The sequence below is a fragment of the Nonomuraea sp. NPDC046570 genome, from assembly GCF_040645915.1.
Taxonomy (GTDB): Bacteria; Actinomycetota; Actinomycetes; order Streptosporangiales; family Streptosporangiaceae; genus Nonomuraea.
In genome coordinates, this window is record NZ_JBEYZF010000001.1 from 680,658 (window position 1) to 703,672 (window position 23,015).

A 23,015-nucleotide genomic window follows, 5' to 3' on the forward strand; every position below is an offset into this window, starting at 1 on the left:
ATGACGTTCGCCCTACGCAAGCGACTGCAACGAGTTGCGTAGGCGGTCGTATAGTTTGCGCATGACGCGACGACTGGCAGAGGTGGCCAAGAAGGTCGGGGTGAGCGAGGCGACCGTCAGTCGCGTGCTCAACGGCAAGCCCGGGGTCTCGGAGGCGACCCGCGAGGCCGTGCTCACCGCCCTCGACGTCCTCGGCTACGAGCGTCCCACCCAGCTTCGCGGCGACCGCGCCCGCCTGGTCGGCCTGGTCCTGCCCGAGTTGCAGAATCCGATCTTCCCCGCCTTCGCCGAGGTCGTCGGCGGCGCGCTCGCCCAGCAGGGCTTCACCTCGGTGCTGTGCACCAGGACCGCGGGCGGCGTCTCCGAGGCCGACTACGTGGACCTGCTGCTGCAGCAGCAGGTCTCCGGCGTGGTCTTCGCCGGCGGCCTCTACGCCCAGGCCGACGCCTCCCACGAGCACTACGCGCTGATCACCGAAAGGCGGTTGCCCGCCGTCCTGGTGAACGCGGCCGTCGAGCACCTCGACTTCCCGCAGGTCTCCTCCGACGACGTGGTGGCCGCCGAGATGGCGCTCGGCCACCTGCGGGCGCTCGGCCACGAGCGGGTCGGCATGGTGCTCGGCCCCAGGGACCACATGCCCTCGCGGCGCAAGCTGGCGGCCTTCCTCGCCAAGGGCGGCGATCCCGAGCTGGTCGAGCACACGATGTTCTCGCTGGAGGGCGGCCACGCGGCGGCGGCCCGGCTGGTCGGGCGCGGGGTGACCGGAGTGATCTGCGCCAGTGACCTGCTCGCGCTCGGCGTGGTCAGGGCGGCCAGGCGGGCGGGCCGCTCGGTGCCGGGCGACGTCTCGGTCATCGGCTACGACGACTCGGCGCTGATGAACTGCGTCGACCCGCCGCTGACCACGGTGCGCCAGCCGATCGACGCGATGGGCCGGGCCGCGGTGGAGCTGCTGGTGGCGCTGATCGACAAGGCCGAGGTGGCCTCCGACGAGCTGCTCTTCGAGCCCGAGCTGGTGGTCCGGGCCTCGACGGCCAGAATCGCCTGAAGGCACGCCTTTTCTATTCACAACATAGCTCGGTCGTTATATTGCACTATCTTGTCGAAGTCTTGCGCTGCATCTATCGTCATGGCAATGCTCCCCTTCAGAAGGGCCAGACCATGAGGAGATCCGACACGTGGTGGCGGGGCGCCGCGATCTACCAGGTCTACCTGCGCAGCTTCGCCGACGGGAACGGCGACGGGGTGGGCGACCTGGCCGGGCTTCGGGGGCGCCTGCCGTACCTGGCGGAGCTCGGGGTGAACGCGGTCTGGCTGAACCCGTGGTATCCGTCGCCGATGGCCGACGGCGGGTACGACGTGGCCGACTACCGGGACATCGAGCCGGTCTTCGGCACGCTCGGTGAGGCCGAGCTGCTCATCGAGGAGGCCCACGCGCTGGGCATCAGGATCATCGTCGACGTGGTGCCCAACCACAGCTCCACCGAGAGCGCCTGGTTCCGGGAGGCGCTGGCCGGGGGGCCGGGGTCAGCGGCCAGGGAACGGTTCTGGTTCAGGGACGAGCCGGGCGGCTGGCGGTCCATCTTCGGCGGCCCCGCCTGGACCCAGGCGCCCGACGGCCAGTGGTACCTGCACCTGTTCGCCCCCGAGCAGCCCGACCTCAACTGGGACAACCCTGAGGTGCACCAGGAGTTCCACGACGTCCTGCGGTTCTGGTTCGACCGCGGCGTGGACGGTGTCCGCATCGACTCGGCCGCGCTGCTGATGAAGTCGGAGACCGGCTTCGAGGACCTCGACGAGGTGCACGAGGTCTACCGGGGCTGGCGCCGGATCGCCGACGAGTACGGCGGACGCGTCCTCATCGGCGAGGTCTGGCTGCCCGACCAGGAACGCTTCGCCCGCTACCTGCGCCCCGACGAGCTGCACACCGCCTTCAACTTCGACTTCCTCGCCTGCCCCTGGGACCCCGAGGCGCTGCGCCGGTCCATCGACCAGACCCTGGCCACCCACCTCCCGCTCGGCGCCCCGCCCACCTGGGTCCTGTCCAACCACGACGTCACCCGCGTGGTCACCCGGTACGGCAGAGCCGACACCTCCTGGGACAACGGCGCCCGCCGGGACGGCGCCCCCGCCGACCTGGAACTCGGCCACCGCAGGGCCAGGGCGGCGGCGCTGCTGGCCATGGCGCTCCCCGGCGGCGTCTACGTCTACCAGGGCGAGGAGCTCGGCCTGCCCGAGGTCGAGGACATCCCCGGCGAGCTGCGCCAGGACCCCATCTGGAGGCGCTCGGACGGCACCGTGCCGGGCAGGGACGGCTGCCGGGTGCCGCTGCCCTGGTCGGGCGAGCACCCGCCGTTCGGGTTCGGCGCCGGCGAGCCGTGGCTGCCGCAGCCCGGAGAGTGGCGCGAGCTCACCGCCGAGGCCCAGGACACCGACCTCGGCTCCATGCTGAACCTCTACCGCACGGGCCTGCGCCTGCGTCGCGACCACCTCGGCGACGGCACCCTCACCTGGCTCCCACTGGGCCCCGGCGTCCTGGCCTTCACCAGGGAGTCCGGCCTGACCTGCGTCGTCAACCTGGGCCCCGACCCGATAGGGCTCCCGCCGCACGATCGGGTACTGCTGGCCAGCGGCCCGATCGAGGGCGACGCCCTGCCCGCGGACACCGCCGCCTGGATCTACGCCCGCTGAGGGGCGGACTCGCGCACGACCAGCTCGGTGGGCAGGATCACCGGGTCGGCCGGGCCGCCCTCGAAGAGGCCGAGCAGCAGGCGGACCGTCGCGGCCGCCTGCTCGTAGACCCGGTGGCGGACGGTGGTGAGCGGCGGCTCGGTGTACTTGGCGGCCTCGATGTCGTCGAAGCCGACCACCGCCACGTCGCCGGGCACCCGGCGGCCCGCCTGGCGCAGCGCCTGCAGCGCGCCCACCGCCATCAGGTCGTTGGCGACGAACACCGCGTCCAGCGCGGGGTCGTCGCCGAGGAGCCGGCGCATCGCCACCGCGCCCGACTGCCGGGTGAAGTCGCCCACCGCGACGATCGAGGGCAGGTCGGAGTCGCGCAGCACCTTGCGGTAGCCGCTCATCCGGTCCTGCCCGGCGATCATGTCCGGCGGTCCGGCGATGGTGGCGATCCGGCGGCGGCCGGTGTCCACCAGATGCCGGACCGCGGCCTCGGCGCCGCCCATGTTGTCGTTGTCGACGTAGGGGATGTCGATGGGGACGGCGGGCCTGCCGTAGGAGACGACCGGGACCCTGAGCCGGGCGATCGCGGCGGGGAGCGGGTCGGCGCCGTGCATCGAGATGAGCATGACGCCGTCGACGTGGCCGCTGGAGATGTACCGCTCGACCCGGGTGTGGCTCTTGGGGGAGCCGGTCAGCATCAGGACGACCTGCTTGTCGGCCGCCTCCAGCTCGACGCTGGCCGAGCGGATCACCGTGGAGAACATCGGGTCCTCGGAGAAGACCCTGGTCGGCGGTTCGGAGAAGACCAGCGCGATCGAGTCGGTGCGTTGGGTGACCAGGCTGCGGGCCGCGGAGTTGGGCACGTAGCCGAGCTCGTCGACCGCACGCTGCACGGCCTCGCGGATGTGCGCGGCGACCGTCTCCTGGCCGTTGACGACCCGGGAGACGGTCGCCCGCGAGACTCCGGCCCGTGCGGCGACGGCCTCCAGCGTGGGACGCCTCATCCCTTCACGCTTCCGGCCAGCAGGCCGCGGACGAAATAGCGTTGCATCGACAGGAAGACCACGAGAGGAATGATGACAGAGACGAAAGCGCCGGATGTCAGGCGTTGCCACTCATTGCCCCGGGTTCCGGCCATCTGCGCAAGCCGTACGGTCATCGGGGCGGTTTCGGCGGTGCCGCCGGCGAAGATCAGGCCGACCAGCAGGTCGTTCCAGACCCACAGGAACTGGAAGATGCCGAAGGTGGCGAGGGCGGGGGCGACCAGCGGCAGTACCAGCCTGCGCAGGATCGTGCCGTGCGAGGCGCCGTCGACGCGGGCCGCCTCCATCAGCTCGCCGGGCAGTTCGGACATGAAGTTGTGCAGCAGGAAGATGCCGAGCGGCAGGGCGAAGCAGGTGTGCGCGAACCAGACCTGGACGAACTGGCCGGTGCCTTCGAGGTCCCAGGCGGGCAGGATCTGCAAGCCGAAGACGGTCACGCCCTCGGAGAAGAACGACAGCAGCGGGACCAGCGCCATCTGCAGCGGCACCACCTGCAGGGCGAAGACGCCGATGTAGATCCAGTCGCGGCCCTTGAACGGCAGCCAGGCCAGCGCGTACGCGGCGAAGGCGGCGAGCGCCAGCGGGAACAGCACCGACGGGACGGTGATGACGATCGAGTTGATCAGGAAGCTGGCGAGCTGTCCCGACGAGGAGGAGGTGCCGAACAGCACCTCCCGGTAGTTGTCAAGGGTCAGCGCGGGCTCGGTGAAGAACGTCCACCAGCCGGTCGTCTTGATCTGGTCCTCGGGCCTGAACGACGACAGGAACAGCCCGAACGTCGGCGCGGTCCAGAGCAGCGCGATGAGCACGGCCACCAGGCTCGCGGTCCTGCCGGACAGCGACCTGCGCACGCGGCCCGCCGCGGTCTTCGGTTCGGCGGACGCCAGGGGAAGGACGGTGCTGGTCATCGGGCCTCCCGGCGCAGCCGCAGGTCGCGGATCTGGTAGACGACGATCGGGGTGACGAGCACGAACAGGAAGACGGCCAGCGCCGCGCCCTTGCCGGTCTCGCCGTAGCGGAAGGCCTGGTTGTACATCTCGTTGGCGATGACGCTGGTGTCGAACTGCCCGCCGGTCATCGTCCGGACGATGTCGAACAGCTTCAGCGTGCCGATGGACTGGGTGACCAGCACGACGATCACCGCGGGCCGGATCGAGGGCAGTGTCACCTGGAAGAACATCTGGACGGGGCCGGCGCCGTCGAGCCGGGCGGCCTCCACGATCTCGGCAGGGATGCCCTTGATCGCCGCCGACAGCACGACGGTGGCGAACCCGGCCTGGATCCAGACCATGACCACGATCAGGAAGAGCGTGTTGACCGGCGGCTCCAGCAGCCACTGCTGCGGCTCGCCGCCGAACCAGACGACGAGCTGGTTGAGCAGCCCGATCTGGTCGGCGCCCTCGGGCCGGTAGGCGTAGACGAACTTCCAGATGATGCCCGCGCCGACGAACGAGATCGCCATCGGCAGGAAGACCAGCGACTTGGCCAGCGCCTCGAACCGGGAGCGGTCCACCAGCACCGCGTACACCAGCCCGATCGAGGTCACCACCAGCGGGACGAGCACCACCCAGATGAGCGTGTTGCGCAGCACGGTCAGCGCTTCGGGCTGGGTGAACATCCAGGCGTAGTTGTCGACGCCGACGAAGGCCCTGCTGTCGCCGCTCATGAACGACAGCAGGGTGGTGCGGATCGCCGGGACGACCAGCCCGATGCCGAGCAGGACGAGGGCGGGGGCCAGCAGGATCAGCGCGGGCAGCCGGGCCCGCTGCCGGGTCGGCGCCCGATCGAGCAGCAGCACGACCACGGCGACGACCGCGCAGAACGCCACGACGCCGATCAGTAACTGGACAAGCTTGGGCTGCTCCGCCGCGAAGTCGAAGTCCAGATCCACGAAACCTCCCCCACCAGGTGTACGGCTCCCGCCCGGGAGCCGTACACCCTCGCGTGACTAGGACTTGGGCCAGGACTTGTCGATGAAGTCGAGCACCGTCTTGGTGTCCTTGCCGTTGATCCAGTCGGTCATGCCCTTCCAGAAGGTGCCCGCGCCGACCGCGGCCGGCATCAGGTCGGAGCCGTCGAAGCGGAACACCGTCGCCGGGTCCTGCAGCATCTGCATGGACAGCTTGTCGATCGGGTTCTGCGCGTTGGCCAGGTCGACGCCCTTGTTGGCGGAGACGTAGGTGGCCAGCTTCATCCGCGCGTTGGCGAAGTCGGGGGTGGCCAGGTACTGCTGGAAGGCGTTGACCTCGGGCCGCTCGGCGAACGCCGCGACGAACTCGCCCGCGCCCAGCACCGGCTTCTTGGCGGTGTCGTTGCCGGGCAGGTAGAAGGCGAACACGTCGCCGTCCTCGGCCACCTTGGTGCCCTCGGGCCAGAAGTTGGCGTAGAAGGAGGCCTGGCGGTGCATGGCGCACTTGCCGGCGGTGATCGGGACGCCGCCCTCCTGGAAGGCGGTGCTGGCGATCGACTTGACCGGGCCGTAGCCGCCGTTGACGAACTTGTCGTTCTTCAGGATCGCGCCGACCTTGTCCACGGCGGCGACGACCTTGGGGTCGTTGAAGGGGAGCTTGTGCGCGACCCAGTTGTCGTACTCGTCGGGGCCGAGTTCGCGCAGGATCACGTCCTCGATCCAGTCGGTGGCCGGCCAGCCGGTCGCGTCGCCGGACTCGATGCCCGCGCACCAGGGCTTGACGCCGGTCGCCGCGATGGTGCCGCTGAGCGTCATCAGCTCGTCCCAGGTGGTGGGGACCTGCCAGCCCTTCTCCTTGAACATCGTGGGGGAGTACCAGACGAACGACTTGACGCTGGCGCCCAGCGGGGCGCCGTAGAAGGTGCCGTCGACGGTGCCGTACTTCACCCAGTCGGGCGTCCAGCCGGAGTCGGCGAGCGCTTTGACCTCGGGGGAGGCGGCCTTGAGCTTGCCGGCCTTGGCGAAGCGGGCGAGCAGGCCGGGCTGCGGGAAGAAGGCGAGGTCGGGCGGGTTGCCGCCGTCCACGCGGACCTGGATCTGCGCCTCGAACTCTCCGGAGCCCTCGTAGGTGACCTTCATCCCGGTGCACGTCTCGAACGGCTTCCAGGTCTGGGCGAACAGGTCGGCTTCGGCGTCGCGGATCGGGGAGTAGACGGTGACCTTCTTGCCGTCGTGTTTGCCGTACTTGGCGTAGGGCGCGCACTCGGCGGAGGTTCCGCCGCCGCTCTCGCCTTCGGCCTGCTTGCCGGAGTCACCGGAACCACAGCCGGTGACGATCAGCGCCAGACTCACGGTGCCGGCCGCTAGGCCGAGGCGCACGGGCCGGGAGGGGAACGACATGGATCATCCTCCATTACGTTGCCAGGCCGGTCGCGGAGTCGTAGCCGGCCACCGGACTTCGCGCCCCTGAGAGCGCTCTCTGAGCCTCGTTAGCGCACGTAACAGTGTCAAGCTCCGTGATATTACGGTTACAATGCGACATTTTGCGGCCCCCTGCACATGACATGCAGGGGGCCGGGATTCAGAGGCTGTTGCGCTCGATCACGCCCCGGTACCACAGGGCGCTGTCCTTGGGCGTGCGCACCTGGGTGGCGTGGTCCACGTGCACGATGCCGAACCTGCGGCGGTAGCCCTCGGCCCACTCGAAGTTGTCCAGCAGCGACCAGACCAGGTAGCCGCGCACGTCCGCGCCGCCGCCGATGGCCTCGTGGACCGCCCGCAGGTGGCCGTCGAGGAAGGCCAGGCGGCCCTCGTCGCGGACCCGGCCGTCCTGGACGACGTCGTCGAAGGCGGCGCCGTTCTCGGTGACCATGAGGCCGGTCCCGGGGTAGTCGCGCGAGAGCCGTACCAGGAGTCTGGACAGGCCGGTCGGCACGATGGGCCAGCCCATCGCGGTCGTCGGGGCGTCGGCGGGGACGAAGCGGATGCCCTGCGAGCCGGGCCAGGCGGCGTCGGCGGGCTCGCCGGGGGCCGCCTCGACCACGCAGGGGTTGTAGTAGTTGACGCCGATCAGGTCGATCGGCTGGTTGATGATCTCCAGGTCGCCGTCCAGGCGGTGGTCGAGCCCGGCCTCGGCTTCCAGCACCTCCCGCGGGTACGCGCCGCGCAGCACCGGGTCCAGGAAGCGCCGGTTCAGCAGCGCGTGAACGCGTTCCACCGCCGCCGCGTCGGCCTCGGAGACCGCCGCGCCCGGGTCGCCGACCTGGGCGGGCGTCAGCACCGGGGAGGAGTTGAGGACCAGCATGATCTCCTGGGCGCCCGCCTCGCGCAGCGCCCGGGTGGCCAGGCCGTGGCCGAGCAGCAGGTGGTGCGCGGCGCGCAGCGCGTCGGCCGGGTCCCGCCTGCCCGGCGCGTGCACGCCGTTGCCGTAGCCGAGGAAGGCGGCCACCCAGGGCTCGTTCAGCGTGGCCCAGTGCTCGACCCGGTCGCCGAGCCGCTCGTGCACCAGCGCGGCGTAGTCGGCGAACCGGTAGGCGGTGTCACGGGCCGCCCAGCCGCCCCCGTCCTCCAGCGCCTGCGGCAGGTCCCAGTGGTAGAGCGTGGCGTACGGCGTGATGCCCGCCGCCAGCAGCTCGTCCACCAGCCGGTCGTAGAAGCCCAGCCCCGCCGGATTGGCCGGGCCCGTGCCGTCGGCCTGGACGCGGGGCCAGGCCACCGAGAACCGGTAGGCGCGCAGCCGGAGCTCCCGCATCAGCGCCACGTCGTCGCGGTAGCGGTGATAGTGGTCGCACGCCTCCTCCCCGGTGTCGCCGCCGGCGACCTTGCCGGGCGTGGCGGCGAAGGTGTCCCAGATCGACCGCCCGCGCCCGCCCTCCTTGACCGCGCCCTCGATCTGGTACGACGCCGTGGCGGCGCCCCAGACGAACTCCTCAGGGAAAATCCCCGCCTGCATGATGCCTCCGTGTCAGCCGTGTACGCGCCCGGCGACCCTGGCGTACATCCGCCCGGGGCTCGGCACATCGGGGGAGGTGAGGAAGCCGGGCAGCATCGGCAGATCCACCGCGAACGGCTGCAGCCGGTCATACAGCTCGCGGGCGTCCCCGGGCCGCTTGCGCGGATCCTTCTCCAGCAGGCAGTCCAGCAGCGCGGACAGCTCGGCAGGCAGGCCGGGCACCGCCGGCGGGCGCTCCTTGACCTGCTTCTCGAAGACCGCGTACTCCGTCGGCCCGGTGAACAACTGCCGCCCGGTCAGCATCTCGTGCAGCACGCAGCCGAGCGCGTAGAGGTCGCTGCGCGGCTCGGCCAGGCCGCTCTGGATCTGCTCGGGCGCCATGTACGCGGGCGTGCCGAGGATCTGGCCGACCCTGGTGAACTGGGTTCCGTCGGTCTCGCGCAGCATCGCCAGGCCGAAGTCGAGCACCTTGACGCTGCCGTCGGGGCAGAGCATCAGGTTGGTGGGCTTCAGGTCGCGGTGGCAGATCTCCAGCGCGTGCGCGGCCGACAGCACCGCGCACGCCTGCGCGGCGATCGCGGCGGCCCACGGGACCGGCAGCGGCCCGTGCTCGCTGACCAGGTCGGCGACCGTGACACCCTGGATGAACTGCATCACCTGGAACATGCGCTGGTCGTGGGTGCCGAAGTCGTAGAGCACGGGCGCGCCCGGATGCTCCAGCCTGGCCAGGATGCGCGCCTCGCGGACGAAGCGCCGCTCCAGCTCCTCGTCGGGGCCGACCGGGAAGCGCAGCAGCTTCACCGCCACCCGGCGGTCAAGGTGCCGATCATGACCGCTGTAGACCGCGCCCATGCCGCCCTGGCCGAGAGGCAGGTCGTCGAGCTCATAGCGGTCACCGATGACCATTCGCCCCTCCCCAGCGCCTTTCCCGAAAAGTTACACCTTCGTCAGGCTGGGTGCAGACGGCCGTCGGCGAGGCCGTCGAGCCCGAGCCGGACCAGGGAACTACCGAGATCGGCGGCTTCACGCAGGGCGTCCTCCATCGTGGCGAGCTGGCGGAAGGCTTCGCCGTACAGGCGCTGTTCGGTGAGGGGGAGGCGGGGGAGGCGGGTGCGGCGCACGTCCACCCTGCTGGAGCCGGCGGGCACCCGCCCGCCGGCCGAGCGCAGGAAACCGGCGAGGAAGTGCGCGTCCAGCCGCCGCTCGTCGACGCGGTAGAGGGTGAGCTGCGGCCCGAGCACGGCGCCCGCCTCGGTGACCACGCGGGCGGTCGAGTAGGTGGCCACCACGTCGCCCGGCTCGACGCGCACCAGCCCGTTCGCGGACGCGGTCAGCCCCGAGGCGGGGGCGCCGCTCTCCACGTCGTCGGCCAGCAGCACCGGCACCTCGCCGCCGTCGGCTGTCATCCTCGGCGGCGCCTGCAGGATCGTCACCAGGCCCGCCTTGACGAGCTCGCCGACCGTGGTGGCCGGATGGTCGCGCGGCTCGTCGAGCACCCGCAGGTCCGGCGGCACCACCGAGGCGGCAAGGAAGCGCTCGCGGGCGGCGGTGAAGGCGCGGCCGAGGTCGGCGCCGCCGCGCGGCACATGCCGCGCCGGGCTGACGTCCACCTCGTCGTCGAGCAGATCGATGATCCGTACGGCCTGGCCGTGGCCGCCCCCCAGGTGGTCGTGCCAGGCCGCGGCCACCGCGTCGAGGTCGTCGGCGGCGTCCATGATCAGCACCTCGGACGGCGGCCGGTCGCCGGGCCGAGGGCGGCGCAGCATCCACAGGTCGGGCCCGCCCGTCCACAGCGTCACCACGGCTCGCAGGGCGCCGGCCCGCAGCAGGTTGCCCCTGATGCGGCGGCCCGGCCTGCGGCTGGCCGCGGCTGCGGGCATCAGCACCGCGACCAGGCCGCCCGGCTTGACGTGGGTCAGGCAGTGCTGCACCCAGGCGAGCTCCGACTCGCCGCGCGGGGGCAGGCCGAACTCCCAGCGCGGGTCGCCGGTGAGCTCGTCGTAGCCCCACGAGCGCTCGTTGAACGGCGGGTCGCAGACCACCGCGTCGGCGAGCTCGCGGCGGAAGCCGTCCTCGCGCATCGAGTCGGCCGCGACGATCTCGGCGTCGGAGCCGCGCAGCAGCAGCCGGGCGCGGGCGATGCGCGCCGAGGTGGCGCTCAGCTCCTGGCCGAGCAGCCGGCCCGCCTTGGTGACGCCCAGCAGCAGCGTGCCCACCCCGCAGGCCGGGTCGAGCACCGTACGCCCCTGGGCCCCGGTCAGCTCCACCATCAGCCCGGCCACGTCGGGCCGGGTCAGCGCGAGGCGCCGGGAGTGGGCCTCGAAGTAGCGCTCGCAGATGAACTCGTAGGCGCCCAGTGGCCCCTGTTCCACCGCCAGATCGCCGAGCAGCGCGGCCAGCGAGGGGTCGAGCCCGTCAGGCTCCTCACCTGCGAGAAAGGAGCCCGCTTTGGCGACGAGCTCGCCCAGTCGCAGATCTCCTTCGGCTTTCAGGCGTTGCCAGGCACGATCTCCCAGCGAGACCTGGTAGGACTTCCCATAGCGTCGCAGCCAGACCTCGACCTCGCGCAGGGCGAACTGCGGTTGGGCGGCGGTGCCGCCCACCGGTGCGGGGAAGTCGTCGTGCCTGCGGCGCCAGTTGCTCACCGCGGCCCGCCCGACACCGGCGAGCCTGGCGATGTCGCCGGCGTTGACGGTCGGGTCGTGGCTCATGTGGGCCACAGTAGTTCACAAACACTCTTCAGTGCATCTGCTTGTGAAGTGTTTCAACCAATGATTTACTGCTGCTATGAAGCACAACATCCGCTATGCCGCTGGCTCAGATGTGGGTCTCCGCCGGGAGCAGAACGAGGACTCCGGCTACGCGAGCGCCCGCCTGCTCGCGGTCGCCGACGGGATGGGCGGCCACGCGGCGGGCGAGCTGGCCAGCTCCGCCGCGATCGCGGTGCTCCGCGAGCTGGATGCCAGCCTCCCTGAGACGGGAGCCGACCTGGAGGCGGCGCTCGAAGCCGCCGTGCAGGAGGCCGGGCGCAGGCTGGTGGAGCTCGCCGAGATCGACCCGGCGCGCAGGGGTATGGGCACGACCGTCACCGCCATGCTGTGGGACGGCTCCAGGTTCGCGCTTGCCCATCTCGGTGACTCCCGTGCCTATCTGCTTCGTGACGGTGCGCTTTACCAGATCACCAAGGATCACACACTGGTGCAGTCCATGGTGGACGAAGGGCGAATCACGGAGGATCAGGCCGCCGTGCACCCCCGGCGCTCGATGGTGCTGCGGGTGCTGGGCAGCGAGGGCAGGTCCGCGCCGGACATGTCGCTGCGCGACGCCGACTTGGGCGACCGCTACCTGCTGTGCTCCGACGGGCTGACCAACGTGCTGGGGCCCGAGGTGCTGCACGAGGTGCTGTCGACGTTCGCCGAGCCGGACGCGGCGGTGCGCAGGCTGATCGACCTGGCCAACCAGGGGGGCTCCCCGGACAACGTGACGGTGGTCGTGGCCGACGTGGTGCCGCCCGGCGAGGGTGCGGCAGCGATGTACAGAGTGGGCGCTGGCTCCTAATCCCGATAGTAGAAGTTCCCCCTGCGCCCCAGGAGTCACATAGCCGAAATTTCATCTCATAGCTAGACACTTTCTTGGTGTACGGCGCATTGCCGCGATGCTGCTACTACAGTCCATCGTTAGCTGCCGTCATCTGGGGAGGAGTCGTCCTGGACCCGATCGCGGAAGATCTGCTGAAGGCGGTGCGCCCCCAACTCGGATACCGCGAGAAGGGCGGCCAGCACACGAAGTTCGGTGAGTGGTACGCCCTCCACGCCCAGGACCCCCAGTATCGCAACGCGCCGTGGTGCGACATGTTCATCGCCTGGGCCGCCGAACGGGCAGGGGTCGAGGAGTACGTCGGGCAGTTCGCCTGGACCCCCTCGCACGCGGCCTGGTTCATCAAACACCGCGCCTGGTCCGACACCCCGGAACCCGGCGCGCTGGTGTTCTACGACTGGAGCGGCGGCAAGAGCTACAAGGGCGTCGACCACGTCGGCATCGTGGAGAAGGTGGAAGGCGCGAAGATCCGCACGATCGAGGCGAACGTCGACAAGGTCTGGCTGAAGCGCAAATTCCGCGAAACAGACAAAGTCGTCGGGTACGGCCTGCCCCGCCTGGTCAAGAAGAACGCCCCTCTCCTGGAGGTCCGCCCCTCCGACGGCCCCGCCATCTCCCTCCAGGCCGACCGCCCCGCCATCACCGCCGTGGAGTCGCGCTCCGCTTTCGATCTTTTAGGCACCCCCCAGGCATTACTCGCCACCATGGTCCTGGTGACCGTGGTGATCTCCATCCGCCTCGCCGGCCGCCCGCGCCCCACCCCCGCCTCCCCCTCTCCCGCTTCCCCTCCGCCCCGCCCGCTCGCGCACTCCGCCGCGAGTTCCCTCCCGGACATTCGCCTTCCCGATTCCCGCCTCCGCGCGGGAACGATCCAGGACTCGCGCACGGCTCCCAAGGTGGGCGCACGCGTGCAGGGAAGGTCTCCCCGGGAGGCGGCCCTCGGTGTGGCATGGGAGGTGGACGAGGAGTTCTGGGAGAGCGAGAAAGTAGGGGCCGGGCGTGGACTCCGAGGCCGTCTCCCCTTCGCGAGGCGCGCGTCTCAGGAGGCTGAAGTGGCCTCTCGCGGCGGTCGTGACACTCCACCCGGCTCCCGCCTCGCCTCGCCGCAGGAGCGTGTGCTGCTCGGGCAGGAGCGTGGGGTGGGGGCGCCGCATGTGTCGCCTACGCGGCTGAGGCCGTATGAGTCCCAGAGGAGGTCGTCCCGAGGGCTGGAGGGTGGGAAATACTAGGACGTCCTAGTATCTTCAGAAGGGAAGCCCTCACGAAGGAGTGATCTGGCGTGCACGTTCCGGTCAACCCCGTCCGCTTTGTGACCGCGGCGGCACTGTTCGACGGCCATGACGCCGCGATCAACATCATGCGGCGGATCCTGCAGACGCAGGGCGCCGAGGTCATCCATCTCGGCCACAACCGGTCCGTCGACGAGGTCGTCACCGCCGCCATCCAGGAGGACGTGCAGGGCATCGCCATCAGCTCCTACCAGGGCGGACACGTCGAGTTCTTCTCGTACCTGGTCGACCTGCTGCGGGAGCGGGGGGCAGGACACGTCAAGGTGTACGGCGGAGGCGGCGGCGTCATCGTCGCCGAGGAGATCGAGCGCCTGCACGCCCACGGCGTCACCCGGATCTTCTCGCCCGAGGACGGCCAGCGCCTCGGCCTGCCCGGGATGATCAACGAACTGATCCAGGAGTGCGACGTCCAGCTTGACGACCCGCCCACGGTCGAAGCCGTGGTCTCGGGCGACCAGGCGGCCCTCGCCAGAGCCATCACCCTCATCGAGGCGGGCCGAGCCCCGGCCGAACTGGTCGAGGGCCTGCGCGCGAGAGGCGCCCGCCCTCACCCGCAGGAAACGCCCACCCCCGAGCAGAGCGCCGCGAACGCGGAGGAGACGCACCAGGCCGGAGCGCCTGTGCTGGGGATCACCGGAACGGGTGGGTCCGGAAAGTCGTCGCTGACCGACGAGTTGCTGCGGCGGTTCCGGGTCGACAACGACGACAAGCTGCGGGTGGCCGTCATCGCCATCGACCCGACCAGGCGCAGGGGCGGGGGTGCGCTGCTGGGGGACAGGATCAGGATGAACAGTCTCGGCGGGCAGACCTTCTTCCGGTCGCTGGCCACCAGGGGCGCCGTCAGCGAGGTGCCCGCCTGCCTGGACGACGTGATCGCCGCCTGCCGCGCCGCCGGGTACGACCTGGTGATCGTGGAGACGCCTGGTATCGGGCAGGGTGACGCGGGCGTGGTGCCGCACGTGGACGTGCCGATCTATGTCATGACGCCGGAGTTCGGCGCCGCCTCGCAGCTCGAGAAGATCGACATGCTCGACTTCGCCGAAGCCGTGGTGATCAACAAGTACGAGCGGCGCGGAGCCGAGGACGCGCTGCGCGACGTACGCCGCCAGATGGTGCGCAATCGGGGCGCTTTCGGCGTCTCGCCGGACAACATGCCGGTGTTCGGGACGATCGCCGCCCGCTACAACGACGCCGGGGTCACCGCGCTCTACCACCACCTGCGCGACCTCCTGCTGGCCAAGGGCATGCCCGCCGGTCCGGGCCTGCTGGCGCGGGTCCAGGGCCGTACCTCCAAGGCCGCCGCGGCGATCGTGCCGCCCGCCCGGGTGCGCTACCTCGCCGAGATCGCCGAGACGGTCCGCGACTACCACACCGAGACGCTGGCCCAGTCCGAGGCGGCCCGCCGCCTCCAGCAGTTGACCGCCGTCCAGGCCCTCCTGTCCGCCGAACCGCAGCACGCGGCCGGGGAAGAGGGCCAGGTCGCCGAGCTGGTACGGCGGGCGCAGTCCGAGCTGACCCCCGAGACCCGGGCCCTGCTGGACGAGTGGCCCGCGCTCAAGGCCCAGTACTCCGCCGACGAACTGGTGGTGAAGGTCCGCGACCGGGAGATCCACACCCCCCTGTGGCGCGAGACGCTGTCCGGCAACAGGATCCCCCGCGTCGCCCTGCCCCGCTACCAGGACCACGGCGAGCTGCTCCGCTTCCTGCGCGCCGAGAACCTCCCCGGCCGCTTCCCCTTCACCGCGGGCGTCTTCCCGTTCAAGCGGGACGACGAGGACCCCACCAGGATGTTCGCGGGCGAGGGCGACCCGTTCAGGACCAACAAGCGCTTCAAGCTGCTCTCGGAGGGGCAGCCCGCGACCCGCCTCTCGACGGCCTTCGACTCGGTGACGCTGTACGGCCACGACCCCGACCTCCGTCCTGACATCTACGGAAAGGTCGGCACCTCGGGGGTCTCGATCGCGACGCTCGACGACATGAAGGTGCTCTACGACGGCTTCGACCTCGCCGCCCCGAACACCTCGGTCTCGATGACCATCAACGGCCCCGCCCCGACGATCCTCGCCTTCTTCCTCAACGCCGCGATCGACCAGGCCCGAGACCGGTTCCAGGTCAAGCACGGGCGGGAGCCGTACGAGGAGGAGGATCGCGAGCTGCGCGCGGGCACGCTCGCCACCGTGCGCGGGACCGTGCAGGCCGACATCCTCAAGGAGGACCAGGGGCAGAACACCTGCATCTTCTCCACGGAGTTCAGCCTGCGGATGATGGCCGACATCCAGGAGTGGTTCATCCGGCAGCGGGTGCGCAACTTCTACTCGGTGTCGATCTCCGGCTACCACATCGCCGAGGCGGGCGCGAACCCGATCAGCCAGCTCGCGTTCACGCTGGCCAACGGCTTCACCTATGTGGAGGCCTACCTCGCCCGCGGCATGGACATCGACGACTTCGCGGCCAACCTGTCGTTCTTCTTCTCCAACGGCATGGACCCCGAGTACAGCGTGCTCGGCCGGGTGGCCCGCCGCATCTGGGCGGTGGCGCTGCGCGAGCGGTACGGCGCGGCCGAGCGGGCGCAGAAGCTGAAGTACCACATCCAGACCTCGGGCCGCTCCCTGCACGCCCAGGAGATGGACTTCAACGACATCCGCACCACCCTGCAGGCGCTGATCGCGATCTACGACAACTGCAACAGCCTGCACACCAACGCCTTCGACGAGGCCGTCACCACACCGTCGGCCGACTCGGTACGCCGCGCGATGGCCATCCAGCTCATCATCAACCGGGAGTGGGGCCTGGCTCGCAACGAGAACCCGCTGCAGGGCTCGTTCATCATCGACGAGCTGACCGACCTGGTCGAGGAGGCGGTGCTGCGCGAGTTCGAGCGCATCTCGGACCGCGGCGGCGTGCTGGGCGCGATGGAGACCGGCTACCAGCGCGGCCGGATCCAGGACGAGTCGATGCTGTACGAGACGCGCAAGCACGACGGCTCGCTGCCCATCATCGGCGTGAACACCTTCCGCAACCCGCGCGGCGAGGTCCAGCACGGGCCGCTGGAGCTGGCCAGGGGCACCGAGAAGGAGAAGGGCTCGCAGCTCGACCGGCTGAGCGACTTCCACACCCGGCACCGCGACGAAGCCCCCGCGGCGCTGCGGAGGCTTCGGGACGTCGCGATGTCGGAGGAGAACGCCTTCGAGGTGCTGATGGACGTGGCCAGGGTCTGCTCGCTCGGCCAGATCACCGAGGCGCTGTTCGAGGCCGGAGGTCAGTACCGGCGCAACGTCTGACCGGTCACCAGGCCACCAGGCCGGCCCCGACCAGCAGGACACCGAGCGCGCAGCACACGGCGCGCGCGGTGTTCCACCTGGTCCACCGGGGGGAGTAGGCGGCCCACGACAGCTTCCCGGCGTTGAGGGCGTTGTTCATCGGCACGTTCACGGTGGCGGTCACCACGACGGAGCCGAGGAAGTTCACCGCCGTCGCCGCGAACAGCAGCAGCGCGGCCGTGGTGTCCCCCGAGGCCAATAGCAGCGCCCCGGTGGCCGCCGACATGATCGGCGCGCCGAGGAACGCCAGGTAGAGCCACGGGTTAAGGATCTTCACGTTGATGCTGCGCATCGCGGTCTCGGCCTGGCCCGGCTCGACGGCGTCGAGGCCGGGCATGACCGACATGGAGAAGGAGTAGAACAGGCCCGTGAGGGCGGCGTGCGTCACCAGGGCCAGCGCGGCGGCGGCCAGGGTCAGGGCGTCCATGAGGGTCAAGCCTTCCAGACTCCGGAGGCGGCGGCCTCCTTCGCGTACGCGGTGAAGTCGCGCGGTTCGCGGCCGAGGGCGAGCCGGACGCCGTCGGTCAGCGAGGCGTTGCGGCCGTCCAGGACCGTGGTGAACAGCCCGGTGAGCAGCACGGCCTCGGTGGCGGGCATGCCGTACCCGGTGAGCATGCCGATGTACTCCTCGGCCGTGACCGGGACGTAGCGGATCAGCCTGCCGGTCGCCGCGGACAGTTCGCCGGCCACGTCCGCGAAGGTCAGCAGCCGGGGGCCGGTCAGTTCGTACAGCGTGTCGACGTGCCGGTCGGAGGTCAGGGCTGCGACCGCCGCGTCGGCGATGTCATCGGCGTCGACGGACGGCTCGGCCACGCCGCCGCCCGGCAGCGCGATCACCCCCGCCCGCACCATCTCGGCGAACGCCCCCTCGCTGTAGTTCTGGAAGAAGAAGCCGCAGCGCAGGATCGTCCACTCCAGCCCCGACTCCTGGACGATCCGCTCGCTGGCCGCGGCCTCGTCCTCGCCCCGCCCGGACAGCAGCACCAGCCGCCGCACGCCGCCGCTCACCGCGAGCGAGGTCAGCTCGCCGATCGCCTCGACCGCCCCGGGAAAGGCCAGGTCGGGCTGATAGGTCAGGTACGCGGCGCGCACGCCGTCGAGCGCGGGCGCCCAGGTGGCGCGGTCGGTCCAGTCGAAGGGCACCGGGCCGGAACGGGAGGTCGCCCGCACCGGCAGCCCCAGGTCCCGCAGCCCGCTCACCACTCTGCGGCCGGTCTTGCCGGTCCCGCCGATCACAAGGTTCGTCATGCGCCCAAGTCAAGCCTGGCCGGGTGAGACTCTCCATAGTTGAGCGGCTCACTTCCATGTTCTATCGTCCAACGCATGGACGCTCTGGCCGGACTCCTCGACGGACCGCGCGCCCGCAGTGCCTTCCTGCTCCGGGCGATCATGCGCCCGCCCTGGTCGGTGCGGGCGCAGGACGAGGCCCCGCTGTCGCTGGTGGCCGTCACCAAGGGCGAGGCGTGGGTGATCCCGGACGACACCGCCCCGGTACGGCTGACCGCCGGAGACGTCGCCGTCACCCGCGGCCCCGACCCTTTCACCTTCGCCGACGACCCCGCCACCCCGCCGCAGGTGATCCTCCTGCCCGGCCAGCGCTGCCGCAGCCCCGAAGGCGAGGACCTGTCGGAGCGGATGGGCCTCGGCACCCGCACCTGGGGCGACGATCTCGACGGTCCGGTGTCCATGCTGATCGGCACCTACCAGCTCGACTCGGAGGTCAGCCGGAGGCTGCTGCGCTCGCTGCCCCCGCTGCTGGTCCAGCGCCAGGTGGAGACCCCGCTCATCCCGCTGCTCGGCCAGGAGATGTCCGGCGACCAGCCGGGCCAGGAGGTGGTCCTCGACCGCATGCTGGACCTGCTGCTGATCGCGGTGCTCCGCGCCTGGTTCGGCGACCAGCGCAACTCCTGGTTCCTCGCCTTCGGCGACCCCGTCGTCGGCGCCGCGCTGCGGCTGCTGCACAACGACCCCGCCCACCCGTGGTCGGTGGCCGAGCTGGCCTCCCGGGTGGGCGTCTCGCGGGCCACGCTGGCGCGCACGTTCACCGAGCTGGTGGGGGAGCCGCCCATGGCGTACCTGACGGACTGGCGGCTGACGCTCGCCGCCGACCTGCTGCGCGAGCCCGGCACCACGATCGGCGCGGTGGCCAGGAAGGTCGGGTACGGCAGCTCGTTCGCGCTGAGCACGGCCTTCAAGCGGGTGCGCGGCATCAGCCCGCAGGAGCACCGCGTGCGATCCCAGGCCTAGGGTGGCCGGTGTGGACATAGACGACACCGGAGTGGCGGCGGCCGTACCGGACAGGGTCGGGCGGATCGTGTCGCTGGTGCCCTCGCTCACCGAGTCGGTGGCCGCGACCCTGCCAGGCGCGCTGGTCGGCGCCACCGACTGGTGCTCGCACCCGGCCGACCTGGACGTGACCAGGGTCAAGGGCACCAAGAACCCCGACCTGGAGACGATCGCCCGGCTCCGGCCGGACGTCGTCCTGGCCAACGCCGAGGAGAACAGACCCCAGGACATCGAGGCCCTGCGCGCCCAGGGCCTGGCCGTGTGGGTGACGAGGATCGAGACGGTGGACGAGGCGTTCACGTCGCTGACACGCCTGTTCCGGCACGCCTGCCGTACGGCACGACCGGCGTGGCTGGACTCGGCGGAGGAGGCCTGGCGTGCCCCCGAGCCCGTGGCCAGGCGGTCGGCGGTCATCCCGATCTGGCGGCGGCCGTGGATGGTGGTGGGGCGGGACACCTTCACCGGGGACGTGCTCCGCAGGCTCGGCGTCGACAACCTCTACGCCGATCACCCCGAGCGGTATCCCAAGATCCCCCTGGCCGACCTGGTCGCGCGGAACCCGGACCTGGTGGTGCTGCCGGACGAGCCCTACGCGTTCAGCGCGGACGACGGGCCCGAGTGCTTTCCCGGCATCCCGGCCGCGCTCGTCAGCGGCAGATACCTCACCTGGTACGGGCCCTCTCTGGTCGAGGCGCCCGCCGTCCTCCGAGGAATGATCGGCGGATAGCCGGGTAGCCGGGAGTCGATGCGGCTCCAGGACTGGTTCCTCACCGAGGACGAGAGAGGCAACCCGGCCACCAGGCTCGACGCCTGGTCCACCGGGAACGAGGTGCGCCCGCTCATCCACGGCGCCACCTACTTCGCCGAGCTCGCCACCCGCTTGGACCGGCTGGGCAAGGACGACCTGCTGCTGTTCGCCGACTGGCGCGGCGACCCCGACGAGCGGCTCACCCCGGACGGTCCGGGCGTGGCCGCCGCGATGGCCTCGGCCGCCGAACGCGGCGCCCTGGTCAGGGGACTGATCTGGCGCTCGCACCTGGACCGGCTGCGGTTCAGCGCCGAGGAGAACCGGCACCTGGGCGAGGCGATCGAGGAGGCGGGCGGGCAGGCGCTGCTCGACACCCGGACCCGCGCGGGCGGCTCGCACCACCAGAAGTTCGTCATCCTGCGCCACGACCGCACCCCCGAGGACGACGTCGCCTTCGTCGGCGGCGTCGACCTGTGCCACAGCCGCCGCGACGACGCGGACCACCGGGGCGACCCACAGGCCGCGCCCCTGCCCGGCCGGTACGGCCCGCGCCCGCCCTGGCACGACGTGCAGGTGGCGATCAGGGGCCCGGCGGTGGCCGAGGTGGAGAAGGTGTTCTGCGAACGCTGGGAGGACCCGGCGCCCGAGACCCGGCAGCCGTTCCGGCGGTTGCGCGACCACGTCACCCGGATGGACGACATGCCGCCGCTGCCCAAGCCCGGCCCACCGCCCGCGCCGGCCGGGACGCACGCCGTACAGCTGCTGCGCACATATCCGTACCGGCGTAGCGCCTACCCGTTCGCCCCGCGGGGGGAGCGGAGCGTGGCGCGGGCCTATCACAAGGTGCTGGGCAGGGCGCGTTCGCTGGTCTACCTGGAGGACCAGTACCTGTGGTCGACCGAGGTGATCGAGCCGTTCGCGCGGGCGCTGGAGCGGGAGCCGGAGCTGCACATGATCATCGTGGTGCCGCGCTTCCCCGACCAGGACGGCTGGCTGGCCGGTCCCGCGAGCCTGATCGGCCGGGTCGAGGCGCTGGGCCGGTTGCGGGACGCGGGCGGTGACCGGGTGGCCGTCTACGACCTGGAGAACCACGAGGACAGGCCCGTCTACGTGCACGCCAAGGTGTGCGTGGTGGACGACGTGTGGGCCTCGGTCGGGTCCGACAACGTGAACCTGCGCTCGTGGACGTACGACTCGGAGCTGAGCTGCGCGATCCTCGACGAGGAGCCCGACCCCCGGGCCCCCGCGGGCGCCGCGAAGTTCGCCAGAGACCTCAGGCTGACGCTCGCGGCCGAACACCTGGACCTCGATCGGCCGGGAGACGGGCTCGACGAGTTGTGCGATCCCCGTGTGGCTTTCGACGCGTTCGCCGACTCAGCCGCCAGACTGGAGGAATGGCATCGCGGCGGCGGCCGCGATCCCAGGCCGCCGGGCAGGCTCAGGCCGCATCCGGCGCCCGAGCTGACCGGCTTCCGCAGGCGCCTGGCCATGCCGCTCTACCGGCTGGCCGTCGACCCGGACGGCCGCCCGCCCGAACTACGTCGTTCGCGGAGGTTCTGATGTTCGCCCGCCGCCACCTGGACCCCGACCGGCGTCTGGGGCTGCGCCTGACCGCGGCCTCCCTGCTGGTGGGCCTGGTGATGATCCCCTTCACCCTGCTCGCCGTGCTCGTGAAGACCGCCTTCCCGCCCCTGCACCTCCTCGACAAAGGGGTGGCGCGGGACCTGCACGCGTTCGCCCTGCGCAACCCCGTCTGGACGGACGTGGTCACCTTCTGGAGCGAGCTGTTCGGGCCGTGGCCGTGGCGGATCGTGGTGATCGCACTCGCGGGCTGGCTGATCTACCGGGGCGCGCCGAGGCTGGCCACCTGGGCGATCACCACGATCACGGTCGGCGGCCTGCTCGCCCTCGCCATCAAGATCGTCACCGACCGGGCGCGGCCCGCGTTCCCCGACCCGGTCGCGATGGCGCCCGGCCAGTCCTTCCCGTCGGGTCACGTGGTCAACGCGACGCTCGGCGCGGGCATCGTGGTGCTGCTCCTGCTGCCCGTGCTGTCCCGGCGGGGGCGGACCATCGCCTGGTCGGCGGCCGGGTTCCTGGTCGTCTCGATGGCCTACACGCGGATCGCGCTGGGCGTGCACTGGGTGAGCGACGCGGTGGCGGGCGCGCTGCTCGGCGTCGCCGTCATCGCCGCCACCGCCGTCGCGTTCGAGTCCTGGCGGCGCGAACTGGGCCGCAGGCCGGCCGTGCCGTACGCCGAGGGTGTGGAGCCCGAGGCGGAGGAAGAGATCTCAACGGGAGGCAGGGCATATGGCAGCCGTCACTGAGTACCTCAAGTCTCTGGTGGCGCCGCTGCTGGCGCTGGCGGCCGTCACCTACGGCACGGGCAAGCTGCTGCTGGAGGTCTCCCACGTCGAGCCCTCCCTGAGCCGGGACGTCGCCGCCGACCGGACGGGCCTCTGGAACGGCCTCACCGACCTCGGCAGCAGCCTGTCCGACACGCCGTACATCGTGGCGCTCACGCTGATCGCCGCGATCGTCTTCAGGCTCGCCTACGGCAGATGGCGGGAGTCGGTCTTCCTCGCCCTGGCGGTGTGGGCCCAGTCGCTGATCTTCCTCGCCACCACCAACCTCGTCGGCCGCCACCGCCCGCCGGTCGAGCACCTGGACCCGGCCCCGCCCACCTCCAGCTTCCCCTCGGGGCACGTCAGCGCGGCGGTCGCGTTCTACTGCGGCGTCGCCCTGGTGCTCACCACGCACCACCACCGCTCCCGGCTGCTGACCGCGGCCATCTGGGCGGTGGGCCTCGGCGCGCCGCTCGCCGTCGCCTTCGCCCGGATCTACCGCGGCATGCACTTCGTCACCGACGTGCTGTGGGGGATCCTGCTCGGCGGCGTCTGCCTGGCCGTGGTGGCCAGGGCCGTCCTGTTCGGCCCTTCTCGGCGCCGGCCGTCAGTCCCTCGGTCAGCAACCGCTCGCTAGCGAAGAACAGCACCACCTTGATCCCCGTCTTCCTGCTGAAGTCGGCGGCGTCGACGCATTTGCGTAGGTGCGCATTGGTACGCGTGCGTTCTGTCGGGTGCAGGTTGTTCTCGTAGTACGCGATAGAGGAAAGTGTCAGTCCGCTCTCCGCGAAGATCTTCCCGACACGGTCGCATTCGGCTTCATCGAATCGATCCGCTCTGATG

The 23,015-nt window shown here is 71.0% G+C and carries 19 protein-coding genes; 10 read left to right on the plus strand and 9 right to left on the minus strand.

Annotated features, from left to right (window positions below; all coding sequences use genetic code 11):
- The first annotated feature begins 34 nt into the window (after positions 1 to 34).
- Positions 35 to 1,048, plus strand: a complete 1,014-nt coding sequence (locus tag ABZ911_RS03185) for a LacI family DNA-binding transcriptional regulator (RefSeq protein WP_358051215.1) — start codon at positions 35 to 37, stop codon at positions 1,046 to 1,048.
- A 113-nt stretch (positions 1,049 to 1,161) separates the two neighbouring features.
- Positions 1,162 to 2,691 carry a glycoside hydrolase family 13 protein gene (locus ABZ911_RS03190; protein ID WP_358051218.1) on the plus strand — a complete coding sequence of 510 codons (1,530 nt, stop codon included), beginning with the start codon at positions 1,162 to 1,164 and terminating at the stop codon, positions 2,689 to 2,691.
- Here the strand turns inward: ABZ911_RS03190 and ABZ911_RS03195 are convergent.
- The 7 genes from ABZ911_RS03195 to ABZ911_RS03225 all read right to left on the minus strand — a co-directional run bounded on the left by ABZ911_RS03195 (position 2,679) and on the right by ABZ911_RS03225 (position 11,298).
- The gene (locus ABZ911_RS03195; protein WP_358051221.1) at positions 2,679 to 3,686 is read right to left on the minus strand and encodes a LacI family DNA-binding transcriptional regulator; all 1,008 of its coding nucleotides are present in this window, start codon (positions 3,684 to 3,686) and stop codon (positions 2,679 to 2,681) included. The two genes, ABZ911_RS03190 and ABZ911_RS03195, sit on opposite strands and share 13 nt — an antisense overlap.
- The gene (locus ABZ911_RS03200; RefSeq protein WP_358051223.1) at positions 3,683 to 4,633 is read right to left on the minus strand and encodes a carbohydrate ABC transporter permease; all 951 of its coding nucleotides are present in this window, start codon (positions 4,631 to 4,633) and stop codon (positions 3,683 to 3,685) included. The genes ABZ911_RS03195 and ABZ911_RS03200 overlap by 4 nt, the downstream gene beginning before the upstream one ends.
- Positions 4,630 to 5,610, minus strand: coding sequence for a sugar ABC transporter permease (locus ABZ911_RS03205; protein ID WP_358051440.1), 981 nt, complete (start codon positions 5,608 to 5,610; stop codon positions 4,630 to 4,632). Before ABZ911_RS03205 ends, ABZ911_RS03200 begins: the two co-directional genes overlap by 4 nt.
- A gap of 63 nt (positions 5,611 to 5,673) precedes the next feature.
- Complete coding sequence (locus tag ABZ911_RS03210) at positions 5,674 to 7,035, minus strand: ABC transporter substrate-binding protein (protein WP_358051226.1); 1,362 nt, start codon at positions 7,033 to 7,035, stop codon at positions 5,674 to 5,676.
- Between the two features lie 181 nt (positions 7,036 to 7,216).
- Positions 7,217 to 8,587, minus strand: coding sequence for a GH1 family beta-glucosidase (locus ABZ911_RS03215; RefSeq protein WP_358051229.1), 1,371 nt, complete (start codon positions 8,585 to 8,587; stop codon positions 7,217 to 7,219).
- 12 nt (positions 8,588 to 8,599) lie between these two features.
- The gene (locus ABZ911_RS03220) at positions 8,600 to 9,493 is read right to left on the minus strand and encodes a serine/threonine-protein kinase (RefSeq protein ID WP_358051232.1); all 894 of its coding nucleotides are present in this window, start codon (positions 9,491 to 9,493) and stop codon (positions 8,600 to 8,602) included.
- Between the two features lie 41 nt (positions 9,494 to 9,534).
- Positions 9,535 to 11,298, minus strand: coding sequence for an N-6 DNA methylase (locus ABZ911_RS03225; RefSeq protein ID WP_358051235.1), 1,764 nt, complete (start codon positions 11,296 to 11,298; stop codon positions 9,535 to 9,537).
- Between the two features lie 76 nt (positions 11,299 to 11,374).
- On the opposite strand from ABZ911_RS03225, the gene ABZ911_RS03230 reads away from it, so the two are divergent.
- The 3 genes from ABZ911_RS03230 (at position 11,375) to icmF (ending at position 16,754) form a co-directional block, all read left to right on the plus strand.
- A complete protein-coding gene (locus ABZ911_RS03230) occupies positions 11,375 to 12,145 on the plus strand; it encodes a protein phosphatase 2C domain-containing protein (protein ID WP_358051238.1) in 771 nt (256 codons plus the stop codon).
- A gap of 182 nt (positions 12,146 to 12,327) precedes the next feature.
- Complete coding sequence (locus ABZ911_RS03235; protein ID WP_358051241.1) at positions 12,328 to 13,413, plus strand: CHAP domain-containing protein; 1,086 nt, start codon at positions 12,328 to 12,330, stop codon at positions 13,411 to 13,413.
- Between the two features lie 50 nt (positions 13,414 to 13,463).
- Entirely contained in the window at positions 13,464 to 16,754 is a 3,291-nt protein-coding gene (gene icmF, locus ABZ911_RS03240) for a fused isobutyryl-CoA mutase/GTPase IcmF (RefSeq protein ID WP_358051244.1), read from the plus strand.
- Between the two features lie 4 nt (positions 16,755 to 16,758).
- Here the strand turns inward: icmF and ABZ911_RS03245 are convergent, their stop codons facing one another.
- Together ABZ911_RS03245 and ABZ911_RS03250 are read right to left on the minus strand one after the other, a co-directional pair.
- A complete protein-coding gene (locus ABZ911_RS03245) occupies positions 16,759 to 17,220 on the minus strand; it encodes an anthrone oxygenase family protein (protein WP_358051247.1) in 462 nt (153 codons plus the stop codon).
- A 5-nt stretch (positions 17,221 to 17,225) separates the two neighbouring features.
- Entirely contained in the window at positions 17,226 to 18,041 is an 816-nt protein-coding gene (locus ABZ911_RS03250) for an NAD(P)H-binding protein (protein ID WP_358051250.1), read from the minus strand.
- Positions 18,042 to 18,116: 75 nt separating this feature from the next.
- On the opposite strand from ABZ911_RS03250, the gene ABZ911_RS03255 reads away from it, so the two are divergent.
- Genes ABZ911_RS03255 through ABZ911_RS03275 form a run of 5 tightly spaced genes read left to right on the plus strand, consistent with a single transcriptional unit; the run spans position 18,117 to position 22,809 of the window.
- Positions 18,117 to 19,040, plus strand: coding sequence for an AraC family transcriptional regulator (locus ABZ911_RS03255; RefSeq protein WP_358051253.1), 924 nt, complete (start codon positions 18,117 to 18,119; stop codon positions 19,038 to 19,040).
- A gap of 16 nt (positions 19,041 to 19,056) precedes the next feature.
- Positions 19,057 to 19,806 (plus strand): helical backbone metal receptor, encoded by a 750-nt coding sequence (locus ABZ911_RS03260; RefSeq protein ID WP_358051442.1) that lies wholly within the window; start codon positions 19,057 to 19,059, stop codon positions 19,804 to 19,806.
- Between the two features lie 18 nt (positions 19,807 to 19,824).
- A complete protein-coding gene (locus ABZ911_RS03265) occupies positions 19,825 to 21,387 on the plus strand; it encodes a phospholipase D-like domain-containing protein (protein ID WP_358051256.1) in 1,563 nt (520 codons plus the stop codon).
- Entirely contained in the window at positions 21,387 to 22,154 is a 768-nt protein-coding gene (locus ABZ911_RS03270) for a phosphatase PAP2 family protein (RefSeq protein WP_358051259.1), read from the plus strand. The genes ABZ911_RS03265 and ABZ911_RS03270 overlap by 1 nt, the downstream gene beginning before the upstream one ends.
- Positions 22,138 to 22,809, plus strand: coding sequence for a phosphatase PAP2 family protein (locus tag ABZ911_RS03275; RefSeq protein ID WP_358051262.1), 672 nt, complete (start codon positions 22,138 to 22,140; stop codon positions 22,807 to 22,809). Before ABZ911_RS03270 ends, ABZ911_RS03275 begins: the two co-directional genes overlap by 17 nt.
- Positions 22,810 to 23,015: the final 206 nt, after the last annotated feature.

Excerpts from the sequence above, each read along its gene's own strand:
- ABZ911_RS03190 (WP_358051218.1), top strand. The coding sequence starts at position 1,162 with ATGAGGAGATCCGACACGTGGTGGCGGGGCGCCGCGATCTACCAGGTC.
- ABZ911_RS03195 (WP_358051221.1), bottom strand. The coding sequence starts at position 3,686 with ATGAGGCGTCCCACGCTGGAGGCCGTCGCCGCACGGGCCGGAGTCTCG.
- ABZ911_RS03200 (WP_358051223.1), bottom strand. The coding sequence starts at position 4,633 with ATGACCAGCACCGTCCTTCCCCTGGCGTCCGCCGAACCGAAGACCGCG.
- ABZ911_RS03210 (WP_358051226.1), bottom strand. The coding sequence starts at position 7,035 with ATGTCGTTCCCCTCCCGGCCCGTGCGCCTCGGCCTAGCGGCCGGCACC.
- ABZ911_RS03215 (WP_358051229.1), bottom strand. The coding sequence starts at position 8,587 with ATGCAGGCGGGGATTTTCCCTGAGGAGTTCGTCTGGGGCGCCGCCACG.
- ABZ911_RS03220 (WP_358051232.1), bottom strand. The coding sequence starts at position 9,493 with ATGGTCATCGGTGACCGCTATGAGCTCGACGACCTGCCTCTCGGCCAG.
- ABZ911_RS03225 (WP_358051235.1), bottom strand. The coding sequence starts at position 11,298 with ATGAGCCACGACCCGACCGTCAACGCCGGCGACATCGCCAGGCTCGCC.
- ABZ911_RS03230 (WP_358051238.1), top strand. The coding sequence starts at position 11,375 with ATGAAGCACAACATCCGCTATGCCGCTGGCTCAGATGTGGGTCTCCGC.
- ABZ911_RS03245 (WP_358051247.1), bottom strand. The coding sequence starts at position 17,220 with ATGGACGCCCTGACCCTGGCCGCCGCCGCGCTGGCCCTGGTGACGCAC.
- ABZ911_RS03250 (WP_358051250.1), bottom strand. The coding sequence starts at position 18,041 with ATGACGAACCTTGTGATCGGCGGGACCGGCAAGACCGGCCGCAGAGTG.
- ABZ911_RS03255 (WP_358051253.1), top strand. The coding sequence starts at position 18,117 with ATGGACGCTCTGGCCGGACTCCTCGACGGACCGCGCGCCCGCAGTGCC.
- ABZ911_RS03265 (WP_358051256.1), top strand. The coding sequence starts at position 19,825 with ATGCGGCTCCAGGACTGGTTCCTCACCGAGGACGAGAGAGGCAACCCG.
- ABZ911_RS03270 (WP_358051259.1), top strand. The coding sequence starts at position 21,387 with ATGTTCGCCCGCCGCCACCTGGACCCCGACCGGCGTCTGGGGCTGCGC.
- ABZ911_RS03275 (WP_358051262.1), top strand. The coding sequence starts at position 22,138 with ATGGCAGCCGTCACTGAGTACCTCAAGTCTCTGGTGGCGCCGCTGCTG.